Origin of the sequence: Rhodococcus maanshanensis NBRC 100610, assembly GCF_001894865.1 — a bacterium.
Taxonomy (GTDB): domain Bacteria; phylum Actinomycetota; class Actinomycetes; order Mycobacteriales; family Mycobacteriaceae; genus Rhodococcus_G; species Rhodococcus_G maanshanensis.
In genome coordinates this window covers 1-12,223 of record NZ_BCXA01000022.1, presented here as the reverse complement: position 1 = coordinate 12,223, position 12,223 = coordinate 1, and the positions used below count along the sequence as shown (strand labels likewise).

General features: G+C 70.5%; 13 protein-coding genes and 1 pseudogene. 13 read left to right on the top strand and 1 reads right to left on the bottom strand.

The window, feature by feature from the left end; genetic code table 11:
* Nucleotides 1-140 precede the first annotated feature (140 nt).
* The 13 genes from hisD (at nt 141) to RM1_RS11965 (ending at nt 11,886) form a co-directional block, all read left to right on the top strand.
* Nucleotides 141-1,478 (top strand): histidinol dehydrogenase, encoded by a 1,338-nt coding sequence (hisD, locus tag RM1_RS12020; RefSeq protein WP_072751570.1) that lies wholly within the window; start codon nt 141-143, stop codon nt 1,476-1,478.
* Nucleotides 1,475-2,626, top strand: coding sequence for a histidinol-phosphate transaminase (locus RM1_RS12015; RefSeq protein WP_072751569.1), 1,152 nt, complete (start codon nt 1,475-1,477; stop codon nt 2,624-2,626). The genes hisD and RM1_RS12015 overlap by 4 nt, the downstream gene beginning before the upstream one ends.
* Nucleotides 2,623-3,237: an imidazoleglycerol-phosphate dehydratase HisB gene (gene hisB, locus RM1_RS12010; RefSeq protein WP_072751568.1), complete on the top strand. Its 615-nt coding sequence runs from the start codon at nt 2,623-2,625 to the stop codon at nt 3,235-3,237. Before RM1_RS12015 ends, hisB begins: the two co-directional genes overlap by 4 nt.
* A gap of 3 nt (nt 3,238-3,240) precedes the next feature.
* Nucleotides 3,241-3,393 (top strand): CG2302 family histidine operon protein, encoded by a 153-nt coding sequence (locus RM1_RS26405; protein WP_027503044.1) that lies wholly within the window; start codon nt 3,241-3,243, stop codon nt 3,391-3,393.
* Complete coding sequence (locus RM1_RS12005; protein WP_072751567.1) at nt 3,393-4,565, top strand: MFS transporter; 1,173 nt, start codon at nt 3,393-3,395, stop codon at nt 4,563-4,565. The genes RM1_RS26405 and RM1_RS12005 overlap by 1 nt, the downstream gene beginning before the upstream one ends.
* Nucleotides 4,562-5,191, top strand: coding sequence for an imidazole glycerol phosphate synthase subunit HisH (gene hisH / locus RM1_RS12000; protein ID WP_072751566.1), 630 nt, complete (start codon nt 4,562-4,564; stop codon nt 5,189-5,191). The genes RM1_RS12005 and hisH overlap by 4 nt, the downstream gene beginning before the upstream one ends.
* Nucleotides 5,188-5,466 carry a hypothetical protein gene (locus RM1_RS11995; RefSeq protein WP_092667862.1) on the top strand — a complete coding sequence of 93 codons (279 nt, stop codon included), beginning with the start codon at nt 5,188-5,190 and terminating at the stop codon, nt 5,464-5,466. The genes hisH and RM1_RS11995 overlap by 4 nt, the downstream gene beginning before the upstream one ends.
* Nucleotides 5,467-5,485: 19 nt before the next feature.
* On the top strand, nt 5,486-6,220 hold the full coding sequence (gene priA / locus RM1_RS11990; protein ID WP_072751565.1) for a bifunctional 1-(5-phosphoribosyl)-5-((5-phosphoribosylamino)methylideneamino)imidazole-4-carboxamide isomerase/phosphoribosylanthranilate isomerase PriA: 735 nt from the start codon (nt 5,486-5,488) through the stop codon (nt 6,218-6,220).
* An 8-nt stretch (nt 6,221-6,228) separates the two neighbouring features.
* Complete coding sequence (locus RM1_RS11985) at nt 6,229-7,083, top strand: inositol monophosphatase family protein (protein WP_072751564.1); 855 nt, start codon at nt 6,229-6,231, stop codon at nt 7,081-7,083.
* Nucleotides 7,080-7,853, top strand: coding sequence for an imidazole glycerol phosphate synthase subunit HisF (gene hisF / locus RM1_RS11980; protein ID WP_027503039.1), 774 nt, complete (start codon nt 7,080-7,082; stop codon nt 7,851-7,853). Before RM1_RS11985 ends, hisF begins: the two co-directional genes overlap by 4 nt.
* Complete coding sequence (gene hisI / locus RM1_RS11975; protein ID WP_072751563.1) at nt 7,850-8,194, top strand: phosphoribosyl-AMP cyclohydrolase; 345 nt, start codon at nt 7,850-7,852, stop codon at nt 8,192-8,194. Before hisF ends, hisI begins: the two co-directional genes overlap by 4 nt.
* A gap of 196 nt (nt 8,195-8,390) precedes the next feature.
* Nucleotides 8,391-11,294 carry a UPF0182 family protein gene (locus RM1_RS11970; RefSeq protein ID WP_072751562.1) on the top strand — a complete coding sequence of 968 codons (2,904 nt, stop codon included), beginning with the start codon at nt 8,391-8,393 and terminating at the stop codon, nt 11,292-11,294.
* A gap of 64 nt (nt 11,295-11,358) precedes the next feature.
* Nucleotides 11,359-11,886: a hypothetical protein gene (locus RM1_RS11965; RefSeq protein WP_245816256.1), complete on the top strand. Its 528-nt coding sequence runs from the start codon at nt 11,359-11,361 to the stop codon at nt 11,884-11,886.
* A 210-nt stretch (nt 11,887-12,096) separates the two neighbouring features.
* On the opposite strand, the pseudogene RM1_RS26805 reads toward RM1_RS11965, so the two are convergent.
* Nucleotides 12,097-12,223: pseudogene (locus RM1_RS26805) on the bottom strand (LuxR C-terminal-related transcriptional regulator); the annotation flags it as partial.

The following is a 12,223-nucleotide window of genomic DNA, read 5'->3' as shown; positions in this document are numbered from 1 at the left end:
ACCGCCTTGTCAGCGTACGCGCACGGGGGGTTCCCGCACGGCCGGAGACGAACGAAACCCGCGGTCGCGGCGGCCAGCGGAAAATCGCGTGGACCTATCCTGAATAATCAGTACAAACCCATTCCTCTGAAGGGACCCTCATGCCTGCCCGCACCGAGCTCGCCCGCGTGGATCTCCGCGGTCGAACACCCACCACGGCCGAACTCAGGGCCGCGCTGCCCCGAGGTGGAGTGGATGTGGACGCGGTGCTGCATCAGGTGCGGCCGATGGTCGAGGCGGTCCGCGACCGGGGCGCCGAGGCGGCCCTCGAGTTCGGCGAGAAGTTCGACGGGGTCCGTCCGGACCAGGTGCGGGTGCCCCGTGCCGAGCTGACCAAGGCGCTCGCCGAGCTCGATCCGGCGGTGCGCGCCGCCCTCGAGGTCGCGATCGAGCGGACCCGGCTCGTGCACGCCGACCAGCGGCGCACCGACACCACCACGCAGGTGGTGCCCGGTGGCACGGTGACCGAGCGCTGGGTGCCGGTGGACCGGGTCGGCCTGTATGTGCCGGGCGGCAACGCGGTCTACCCGTCGTCCGTCGTGATGAACGTCGTGCCTGCGCAGGCCGCCGGCGTCGAGTCGCTCGTCGTGGCGTCGCCGCCGCAGGCCGCCTTCGGTGGCTTGCCGCACCCGACCATCCTCGCCGCGGCCGAGCTGCTCGGCGTCGACGAGGTGTGGGCGGTCGGCGGTGGCCAGGCCGTCGCGCTGCTGGCCTACGGCGGCACCGACACCGACGGGGCCGAGCTGGCCCCGGTCGACCTGATCACCGGGCCGGGCAACATCTACGTCACCGCGGCGAAGCGGCTGTGCCGCGGGCTGGTCGGGATCGATGCCGAGGCCGGACCGACCGAGATCGCGATCCTCGCCGACCACACCGCCGACCCGGTGCACGTCGCCGCCGATCTCATCAGCCAGGCCGAGCACGACGTGATGGCCGCCAGCGTGCTCGTCACCACCAGCGTTGAGCTCGCGGACGCGGTGGACGACGCGCTCACCGCCCAGCTCGAGCTCACCAAGCACAGCGAGCGGGTCTCGACGGCGCTGGCGGGCAGCCAGTCCGGGACGGTGCTGGTGTCCTCCGTCGAGGACGGCCTGCGCGTGGTCAACGCCTACGCGGCCGAGCACCTCGAGATCCAGACCGAGGACGCCTCGGCAGTGGCCGCCATGGTCCGCTCCGCGGGCGCGATCTTCGTCGGCCCCTGGTCGCCGGTCAGCCTCGGTGACTACTGCGCGGGCTCGAACCACGTGCTGCCGACCGCCGGCTGCGCGCGCCACTCCTCGGGATTGAGCGTGCAGACCTTCCTGCGCGGCATCCACGTCGTCGACTACTCGGAGGCCGCGCTCAAGGACGTCTCCGGTCACGTGATCGCCCTCGCGAACGCCGAGGACCTGCCCGCACACGGCGAGGCCGTGCGGCTGCGCTTCGAGGCGCTTCGGTGAGCGGCGGTCCGGTACCCGGCGCGGCGGCGAGCATCGACGAGCTACCCATCCGGGAGAACCTGCGCGGCAAGTCTCCTTACGGCGCACCGCAGTTGACGGTGCCCGTGCAGCTGAACACCAACGAGAACCCGCACCCGCCGACCCGTGCGCTGATCGACGACGTCGCGGAGTCGGTCCGGGCGGCGGCCGCCGAGCTGCACCGGTACCCGGACCGCGACGCGGTGGCGTTGCGGACCGACCTGGCCGCGTACCTCACCCGGCAGACCGGCGTCGCGGTCACCGTCGACAACGTGTGGGCGGCCAACGGCTCCAACGAGATCCTGCAGCAGCTGCTGCAGGCCTTCGGCGGGCCGGGTCGCAGCGCGATGGGCTTCGTGCCGTCGTACTCGATGCACCCGATCATCTCGGACGGCACCGAGACCCGGTGGCTGCCGGTGTTCCGGCGGTCGGACTTCTCGCTCGACCCGGACGCGGCGATCGCGGCCGTCGCGCAGCAGAAGCCGGACGTCGTGTTCGTCACGAGCCCGAACAATCCCACCGGGCACAGCGTTCCGCTGTCCGACCTGCGTCGCATCCTCACCGCGGCGCCCGGCATCGTCATCGTGGACGAGGCGTACGGCGAGTTCTCCTCGGGCCCGAGCGCGATCACGCTGATCGACGAGTTCCCGACCAAGCTGGTCGTGACCCGCACGATGAGCAAGGCCTTCGCCTTCGCGGGCGGCCGGCTGGGTTACCTCGCCGCCGCACCCGCCGTGGTGGAAGCGCTTCTGCTGGTGCGCCTTCCGTACCACCTGTCGGTGATCACCCAGGCCGCGGCCAGGGCGGCGCTGCGGCACGCGGACGAGACCCTTGCCAGCGTCGCTGAGCTCGCCGCGCAACGCGACAGGGTGTCGGCGGAGCTCTCGGCGATGGGCTTCCTGGTGATCGAGTCGGACGCGAATTTCCTGCTGTTCGGCCAGTTCTCCAACGCGGCCGCCACCTGGCGGCGCTACCTCGACGACGGCGTGCTGATCCGGGATGTGGGGATCGAGGGCTTCCTGCGTGCGACCATTGGCCTGGCCGCGGAGAACGACGAGCTGTTGCGGGTGAGCAAGAAGCTCGACGCAACGGAGCTCGTCACAACGGAGATCACTGAGGAGACACGATGACCGGGCGGATCGCAAAGGTCGAGCGCACCACCAAGGAATCGAGCATCGCCGTCGAGCTGAACCTCGACGGCACCGGGATCGTCGACATCTCCACCGGCGTGCCGTTCTTCGACCACATGCTGACCGCGCTCGGTAGTCACGCCAGCTTCGACCTGACGGTCAAGGCCGAGGGCGACATCGAGATCGAGGCCCACCACACCGTCGAGGACACCTCGATCGTGCTGGGCCAGGCGCTCGGTCAGGCGCTCGGGGACAAGCGGGGGATCCGCCGCTTCGGCGACGCTTTCATCCCGATGGACGAGACCCTCGCGCATGCCTCCGTCGACGTCTCCGGCCGCCCGTACTGCGTGCACACCGGCGAACCCGAGCACATGCTGCACGCCGTCATCGGCGGCTACCCGGGGGTTCCCTACGCCACTGTGATCAATCGGCACGTGTTCGAGTCGATCGCCTCCAACGCGCGGATCGCGCTGCACGTGCGGGTGCTCTACGGCCGCGACCAGCACCACATCACCGAGGCCGAGTTCAAGGCGGTCGCCCGCGCGCTGCGCGAGGCCGTCGAGCCGGACCCGCGGGTGTCCGGGGTGCCGTCGACCAAGGGTGCGCTGTAGACCATGAGTGACGCGCTGATCTACGTCCTGTTCATCGCGGCCGGGTTCGCGCTCGGTGGCGCGTACTCGATGTGGACCGTCAACAAGTTCGCCTCCGGTGTGCTGCTCGCCCTGGCGATCATCGCGGCCGCGGGCGGGGTCCTGCGGCTGATCTGATGGGCGCGGTCTCCGGGGCGACGGCACCCGGCGGACTCTGGCGTACCCGCGGGCTGCCGGTGGCGTTCCTCATGGGCGCGACCACCTTCGGTGGGTGGTCGCTGCTGCTGCCCGTGGTCCCGCTGGCGATCTCGCAGGCGGGTGGTTCGGACGCACTCGCGGGCGCGAGCACCGCGATCTTCATGGGCACCACCGTCGCCACCCAACTCTGCACGCCGACCCTGCTGCGCAGTTGGGGGTACCGGTGGGTGCTAGCCGTCGGCTGCCTATTGCTCGGTCTACCCTCGCTCGCCTTCCTCGTTTCCACCGAAGCCGTTCCCGCGCTGATCATCTCGGCGGTGCGCGGGATCGGCTTCGGGCTGGTGACGGTGGCCGGCAGCGCGCTGATCGGGGAGTTGGCGCCCAAGGAGATCCTCGGCCGGGCGACCGGCGCCCAGGGCATCGCCATCTCGCTGGCCCAGATGGTCGCCCTGCCGGTGGGTCTGGCGTTGTTCGGTCGCGGCCAGTCCTCACTGGTGTTCGTGCTCGGGGCGCTGGTGCCCTTGCTGTCCATCGCCGCGATCGCCGCCCTGCCGTCGATCCCACGGCCGGCGCGGGCCGGCCCGCGCGGACGCCTGCCGTTCGGCCTGCTGCTGGTGCCGTGCCTGGCGATGGTCGTGGTGGCCTCGGCATACGGCGGGGTCACCAGCCTGCTCCCGATCGCGGTCGAGGACCGGGCGGCGGCCGCGGGCATTGCGCTCGCGGTGGTCAGCGGCGCGATCCTGGTCGGGCGGTACGGCGCAGGCGCGCTGGCCGACAGGATCGGGCACGGCCGTTCGATGGTGCCCGCGCTGGCCTGCGCGACGCTCGGTGCCGGGTTGTTCGCGGCCGGGGTGATCGGCGACGGCCAGGTCGGATTCCTGATCGCGGGCGCGGTGGCGTTCGGGCTCGGGTTCGGGGCCTGCCAGAACGAGGCGCTGGTCTGGCTGTTCACCGGCGCGGGACCATCCAAGCTCGGGGCGGCCAGCGCCGCGTGGAACATCAGCTACGACGCAGGGACCGGGATCGGTGCGCTCGTGCTGGGGGTGGTCGCCCAGAACGCCGGGTACACGTGGGTGTTCGCGATCGCCGCCGCGGCCATCGCGCTGGTGATTCCGGTGGCGTGGGCCCGGGCCGATAGAGTTGCCGCATGACCTCCGTCGCGCTCCTCGACTACGGCTCCGGCAACCTGCACTCGGCCCAACGAGCCCTCGCCCGCGTCGGTGCGGACGTCGAGGTCACCTCGGACCCCGCCGTCGCCCTGGCCGCGGACGGACTGGTGGTCCCCGGCGTCGGCGCCTTCGCGGCCTGCATGGAGGGCCTGCGCGCGGTCCGTGGGGAGCGCATCATCGGCCAGAGGCTCGCGGGCGGCAGGCCGGTCCTCGGCATCTGCGTCGGCATGCAGATCATGTTCGAACGCGGCGTCGAGCACGGCGTCGAGGCCGACGGCTGCGGTGAGTGGCCGGGCACCGTCGAGATGCTGCAGGCCGAGGTGCTCCCGCACATGGGCTGGAACACCCTGCAGGCCCCGTCCGACAGCGTGCTGTTCGCGGGGATCGATGCCGACACCCGCTTCTACTTCGTGCACTCCTACGCCGTCCAGAAGTGGGAGCTCGCCGACTCCGACCTGCTCGCGCCCGCGAAGCTGACCTGGGCCGACCACGGCGGCCCGTTCCTCGCCGCGGTGGAGAACGGGCCGCTCTCGGCCACCCAGTTCCACCCGGAGAAGTCCGGCGACGCCGGCGCCGCGCTGCTGGAGAACTGGGTCCGCAGCCTGTGACCGGGCAGCGGCGCGGCCTGTCGATGGGGCGCCTCGCCCTGTTCTCGCTCGGCTCCGCCGCCGCCGTCCTCGCGCTCGCCACCGTCGTGCTGGCGATCCTCAAGCCGGGGCCGGTCCTCGGACTGATCATCGTCCTCGCCGGGGTCGGGGGTGCGATCCTCGCGATGGGCCTCGCCTCCACCCGGATGACCAGGCGTGCGCTCGACGGCTCCGCGGACGACGAAGGCAGCGCGGGCGAGCAGGGCGGCGACCCGGGAACCGGCTCGCCGCGGTGACGGACTAGGGTAGGCGCACGTGAGCCTGGTCCTTTTGCCTGCTGTAGATGTTGCCAACGGTGAAGCTGTTCGCCTCGTTCAGGGAGAGGCCGGCAGCGAGACGAGCTACGGATCCCCCCGGGATGCCGCGCTCGCGTGGCAGAACGACGGTGCCGACTGGGTGCACCTGGTCGACCTCGACGCCGCCTTCGGTCGCGGCTCGAACCGCGAGATGATCGCCGGGGTTGTCGGCGAACTCGACGTGAAGGTCGAACTGTCCGGAGGCATCCGCGACGACGAGTCGCTGCGGGCCGCGCTGGCCACCGGCTGCGCACGCGTCAACCTCGGCACCGCCGCCATCGAGAACCCCGAGTGGTGTGCCCGCGCCATCGGTGAGTACGGCGACCGGATCGCGGTCGGGCTCGACGTCCGCAACGTCGACGGTCGCTACCAGCTGCGTGGGCGCGGCTGGGTGACCGAGGGCGGCGACCTGTTCGAGACCCTCGAGCGCCTCGACCGGGACGGCTGCGCGCGCTACGTCGTCACCGATGTCGGCAAGGACGGCACCCTCACCGGCCCCAACCTGGAGCTGCTCAGCCAGGTCTGCGGTGCCACCAAGGCGCCGGTCGTGGCCTCCGGAGGGGTGTCCAGCATCGAGGACCTCGTCGCGATCGCCGGACTGGTCGACCAGGGCGTCGAGGGCTCCATCGTCGGAAAGGCGTTGTACGCCGGGCGGTTCACGCTTCCCGAGGCAATCGCCGCGGTCTCGCGATAGCGCCGGACATGAGCCTGCCCCGCGACCCGCACGAGCTGCTCTCCATCGCGAGCGGCCTGCTGGACGCGGCGCAGGAGCGCTTTCTCGACGGCGTCGGCGCGCCGAGCGCGGTGAGCAAGGGCTCCCGCGACTTCGCCACCGAACTCGATCTCGAGCTGGAACGACGGCTCAGCGCGGAGCTGACCGAGCTGACCGGAATCGGTGTGCACGGTGAGGAATTCGGCGGCCAGGACCTGACCGAGGGGCCGGTGTGGGTGCTGGACCCGATCGACGGCACGCTGAACTACTCGTCCGGCCTGCCGACCGCGGGGATGTTGCTGGCACTGCTCGACGACGGGGTCCCGGTGCTCGGACTGACCTGGCTGCCCGCGATGGACCGGCGCTACGCGGCGGTGGTGGACGGCCCGGTGCTGTGCAACGGGGAGGCGCTGCCGCCGCTGGCGAAGGCGTCGCTGTCCGACTCGCTTGTCGGGTTCGGCGCGTTCAACGTCGACGGCAGGGGACCGATCCCCGGGGCATACCGGGTGCGGGCGCTCGGCGAACTGAGCCGGGTGAGCAGGCGGCTGCGGATGCACGGCAGTACCGGAGCCGACCTGGCCTTCACCGCCGGTGGCGCGCTCGGCGCGTCGGTGGTGTTCGGCCACAACCCCTGGGACAACGCGCCCGGCGTCGCCCTGGTGCGCGCGGCGGGCGGTGTGGTCACCGACCTGGCGGGCGCGCCATGGCACATCGGGTCGACCTCGGTGCTCGCCGCGGCGCCGGGGGTGCACGAAGAGGTGTTGAATATTCTTGTGGCTCTGGGCGATCCGGGTGACTACCTGGACCGGGACCCGGGGCTACCGGCAGGAAGGCTGACGCAATGACGGTGGCGGTTCGGGTCATCCCGTGTCTGGACGTGGACGCGGGCCGCGTCGTGAAGGGCGTGAACTTCGAGAACCTGCGCGACGCCGGTGATCCCGTGGAGTTGGCGGCGCTGTACGACGCGCAGGGCGCGGACGAGCTGACCTTCCTCGACGTCACCGCGTCCACCTCGGACCGCGGCACGATGATCGACGTCGTGACCCGCACGGCCGAGCAGGTCTTCATCCCGCTCACGGTCGGCGGCGGGGTGCGCACCGAGCAGGACGTGGACCGCCTGCTGAGGGCGGGCGCGGACAAGGTCAGCGTCAACACCGCCGCGATCGCGCGCCCGGAGCTGCTGCGCGAGCTCAGCGAGCGTTTCGGGTCGCAGTGCATCGTGCTGTCGGTTGACGCGCGCACCGTGCCCGAGGGCCAGGCGCCTACGCCGTCCGGCTGGGAGGTCACCACGCACGGCGGCAGGCGCGGCACCGGGATCGACGCGATCGAGTGGGCCCTGCGCGGCGCCGAGCTCGGGGTTGGGGAGATCCTGCTGAACTCGATGGACGCGGACGGCACCAAGGCCGGGTTCGACCTACCGATGATCCGGGCCGCACGGGCCGCGGTGCACGTGCCGGTGATCGCCAGCGGCGGCGCGGGCGCGGTGGACCATTTCGCGCCCGCCGTGCAAGCGGGGGCGGACGCGGTGCTGGCGGCGAGCGTCTTCCACTTCGGCGAGCTGGAGATCCCTCAGGTCAAGGACGCCATGCGCGCCGAAGGTATCGTGGTCCGATGAGTCTCGATCCCGCGATTGCCGCGCGGCTGAAGCGCAACGATGCCGGACTGTTCAGTGCGGTCGCCCAGGAGCGGGCCACCGGTGCGGTGCTGATGGTCGCCTGGATGGACGACGAGGCGCTCGCGCGCACCCTGGAAACCCGCAAGGGGACCTACTACTCGCGGTCCCGCCAGCAGTACTGGGTCAAGGGCGAGACGTCCGGGCACACCCAGTACGTGCACGAGGTGCGGCTCGATTGCGACGGCGACAGCGTGCTGCTGATAGTCGACCAGGAGGGCGCGGCGTGCCACACCGGCACACACACCTGCTTCGACGCGGACCTGCTGCTCGCCGACTCCTGACTCCGCCGAGTGTGCACCTCCCGTTGCCTGTCCTGGGGGTTTGCGCCGGCAGGTGCACGCTCGGCGGCGGTGGCGGCGACACCCGCGCCGTCCGGGTCTGCGCCCGTAGAATGGGGCGAAACGGACACACGTCGGCGGTGACGCTGGTGAGAACAGGCCGGTAGGCCGCGACGCGCTCGGACCTGGAGCGTGGGAAGTGGGTAATCGGCCCGTCGAAGGTCTACCGCAGCTGTCCAAGCGCGCGCGGGTCCTGCTTATGTGCGCGGTGGGCCTGCTGGCGGCCCTTATCGTGCTCCCCGTGCTCGTGGGCATGTACACGAGCTGGCTCTGGTTCGGTGAGGTCGGATTCCGGACCGTCTGGGTGACGATGCTGGTGACCCGGCTGCTGCTGTTCGTCGCGGTGGCAGTGCTCGTCGGCGGCGCCGTGTTCCTCGCGATGCTGCTGGCGTTTCGGGCCCGACCGGTGTTCCTGCCCGGGCTGGCCGAGGACGACCCGGTCCGGATCTATCGGGACTTCGTGCGGCGCAGGCCGCGCCTGTTCGGACTGGGCATCCCCGTCGTCCTCGGCCTGCTGTGTGGTCTGATCGCGCAGTCGAACTGGGAGACGGTTCAGCTGTTCCTGCACGGCGGCGCGTTCGGGGTCACGGATCCGCAGTTCGGCCTCGACGTCGGCTTCTACGTCTTCGACCTGCCCTTCTATCGGTCGGTCCTGAACTGGCTGTTCGTGGCCACCGTGTTCGCCTTCCTGGCGAGCCTGGCGACGCATTACCTGTTCGGCGGGGTGCGCATCTCCTGGAGCGAGGGCGCGCTGAGCAGGGCCGCCCGTGTCCATCTCGCGGTGCTCGCGGGCACGTTCATCCTGCTCAAGGCCGTCGCGTACTGGTTCGACCGGTACGCGCTGCTCTCGAGCAGCCGCAAGGAGCCCACGTTCACCGGCGGCGGCTTCACCGATATCAACGCGGTGCTCCCGGCGCGACTGATCCTGCTCGCGATCGCCCTCATCTGCGCCGCCGCCTTCTTCGCCGCGATCGTGCTGCGCGACGTCCGGGTGCCCGCGTTGGCCGCGATCCTCCTGCTGCTGTCCTCGATCCTGGTCGGCGCGGTCTGGCCGCTGGCCGTTGAGCAGTTCTCGGTCCGCCCCAATGCCGCCGACCGGGAGAGTCCGTACATCGAACGCAACATCGAGGCCACCCGCCAGGCCTACGGGATCGGCGCGGACAAGGTCGAGTTCCAGCCGTATCCGGGCATCGGCACCCGATCTCCCCGGGACGTGCCCGCGGACGTGACGACGATCGCGAACGCCCGGCTGCTCGATCCGAACCTGCTCTCGCACACCTTCATCCAGCAGCAGCAGCTCAAGAACTTCTACGCCTTCCCCGCGACGCTCGACCTCGACCGGTACGTGATCGACGGCAAGCTGCGCGACTACGTCGTCGGGGCCCGAGAGCTGACCCCGAGCAGCCTGAGCGGCAATCAGACCCAGTGGGTCAACCAGCACACGGTGTACACCCACGGCGACGGATTCGTCGCGGCACCGGCGAACCGGGTGAACGCCGCGGTGCGGGAGGCGGTGGGGGACACCTCGAGCAGCAACAGCGGCTATCCCGTGTACACGGTCAGTGACATCGCCACCCAGGGCTCCGGCCACCAGATCATCCGAGTGGACCAGCCGCGCATCTACTTCGGCGAACTGATCGCGAGGACCGATCCCGACTATGCGATCGTCGGTGGCCCGGAGGGATCCGCGCCGCGCGAGTACGACACCGACACCTCCACCTACACCTACGCGGGGACCGGTGGCGTCTCCATCGGGAACTGGTTCAACAGGATGGCGTTCGCCGTCAAGTACTCCGAGCGCAACATCATCTTCTCCAAGGCGATCGGATCCGGGTCGAGGATCATCTTCAATCGGTCCCCGACCGAGCGCGTGCATCTGGTGGCCCCCTGGCTGACCACCGACCACGACCCCTATCCCGCCGTGGTGGGCGGTCGGATCGTGTGGATCGTCGACGCGTACACCGCGGTGAACAACTACCCCTACGCCCAGCGCAGCTCGCTCGAGGACCTGGTGGTCGGCGAGCCCGCGCCAACGCGGAGGGGCGGGGAGGTCTCGTACATTCGCAACTCGGTGAAGGCCACCGTTGACGCCTATGACGGCACGGTGACCCTGTACCAGGTCGACCGTCAGGACCCGGTGTTGCAGGCGTGGATGAGCGTCTTCCCCGGCACGGTGCAACCCGAGAGTTCCGTGCCCCCCGAGCTGCGGGCCCACTTCCGCTACCCGCAGGACCTGTTCAAGATCCAGCGCGAGATGCTGGCGAAGTATCACGTCGACGATCCGCGAGAGTTCTTCACCACCAACGCATTCTGGTCGGTCCCGAGCGACCCCACGGTCGAGTCCAACCCCTACCAGATGCCGTTCTACGTGCTGGTGGGGGACCAGGCGACGGCGGAGCCGTCCTTCCGGCTGGCCAGTACGATGGTCGGCTTCCGGCGCGAGTTCCTCTCCGCCTACATCTCGGCGCACTCCGATCCCCAGGACTACGGCAAGCTGACCGTGCTCGAACTGCCGACCGACACGCTGACGCAGGGCCCACAGCAGATCCAGAACTCGATGATCTCGGATACCCGGGTGGCGTCGGAGCGGACCCTGCTGGAGCGGTCGAACCGGATCCAGTACGGCAACCTGCTGACACTGCCGATCGCCGACGGCGGGGTGCTCTACGTGGAGCCGTTGTTCACCGAACGGATCGCGTCGGAGCAGAACACGTCGACCTTCCCTCAGCTCGCGCGCCTGCTGGTCAGCTACCGGGAGCCGGGGGCCACGGGCGGGGTGCGGGTGGGATACGCGCCCACCCTGGCCGAGGCGCTGGACCAGGTGTTCGGGGCGGGTACCGGCGGCGCGGCCACGGCGCCGGGATCGGGCGCCGGGCCGCCGCCCGCACCGCCGCCCGCTGGAGAGCCGGTGGGCCCGCCACCGCCCGCGGCAGCGAATCCGGCGACGGCAGACGAACTGAACAGGGCCATCGCGGAGCTCCGTGAGGCGCTCGACCGGCTGCAACGGGCAGTGGACGCCTACCAGACCGCGCCGCCCCGGTAGATCCCTTAGCCGGCAACCGATCCTGGGTACTAACGGTTGTAGTAGTGCCTTGTAGTCTTCGCGTGTGGGCTCACCGAAGACGACGATCGCGCGCATGCGCGGTGCCTTCGTTGGCTCGACCTCCGGAGCGGTGAGCGTCGCCGCCCACGCGCTGGGAGGCGGCACGACTCCGACGGAGAGTTCGGTGGTCCTGCTGATGCTGGGGTGCGCGGCCGTCGGTGCAACTATCGCGTCGGTGCGGGTGGATAGACATCAGCTGCTGTTCGTGGCGGCCGCGTTGACCCTTGGCCAGGCGATCGGGCACGTCGCGCTCGCGATGGGCGCCGTGCATCCGCACGGGCAGCAGCTCGGTCCCGCGATGGTCGCCGCGCACGCCCTCGCCGTCGCGGTTTCGGCACTGCTGATCCGGGCCGGTGAACGCGGATGTGTCGCAGCGCTTTCGGCGCTGACGCGGAGGATCCCGGCATCGTTCGTCGAGGTGCCGGTTCCGGCTCCTGTCGCTGTCTGTGTCCCGTCGGACGGGCCGATGCCTGCCCGCTGGCTGCTGGTCGGCTCGGGCACCGGCACCCGCGGCCCGCCGCAGTCCGCCTAGTCGACGCCAACAGACATCCCGGCCAGGGCGCCAGTCCGAGCTGGGGTGATGTTCGCGCGCGCACTTCACCGTTCCGCCGGCAGCGTGGTGCTCACAGAGCCCGCGCGGACGGAGCGTTCCCGCAGGATCCTCCGGGCTGCGGTCCCGGGCGGGCTGATTTCTGCGCGTCTCTGCCTGTTTTTCGCCCCAATGATGAGAAGGACGATATGAAGAGAGGCGATCGGCGATCTCCGCGTTGCGGCAGCCGAGCGCGACATACGAGAGCACGTCGAACTCGCGCGCGGACAGTGTCACCGACGGATCCGCACCGCCTGCGGTCAGCGACCGCAGGGTCTCC

Coding starts and splice junctions, on each gene's coding strand:
- hisD (WP_072751570.1), top strand. CDS start 141: ATGCCTGCCCGCACCGAGCTCGCCCGCGTGGATCTCCGCGGTCGAACA.
- hisB (WP_072751568.1), top strand. CDS start 2,623: ATGACCGGGCGGATCGCAAAGGTCGAGCGCACCACCAAGGAATCGAGC.
- RM1_RS26405 (WP_027503044.1), top strand. CDS start 3,241: ATGAGTGACGCGCTGATCTACGTCCTGTTCATCGCGGCCGGGTTCGCG.
- RM1_RS12005 (WP_072751567.1), top strand. CDS start 3,393: ATGGGCGCGGTCTCCGGGGCGACGGCACCCGGCGGACTCTGGCGTACC.
- hisH (WP_072751566.1), top strand. CDS start 4,562: ATGACCTCCGTCGCGCTCCTCGACTACGGCTCCGGCAACCTGCACTCG.
- RM1_RS11985 (WP_072751564.1), top strand. CDS start 6,229: ATGAGCCTGCCCCGCGACCCGCACGAGCTGCTCTCCATCGCGAGCGGC.
- hisF (WP_027503039.1), top strand. CDS start 7,080: ATGACGGTGGCGGTTCGGGTCATCCCGTGTCTGGACGTGGACGCGGGC.
- hisI (WP_072751563.1), top strand. CDS start 7,850: ATGAGTCTCGATCCCGCGATTGCCGCGCGGCTGAAGCGCAACGATGCC.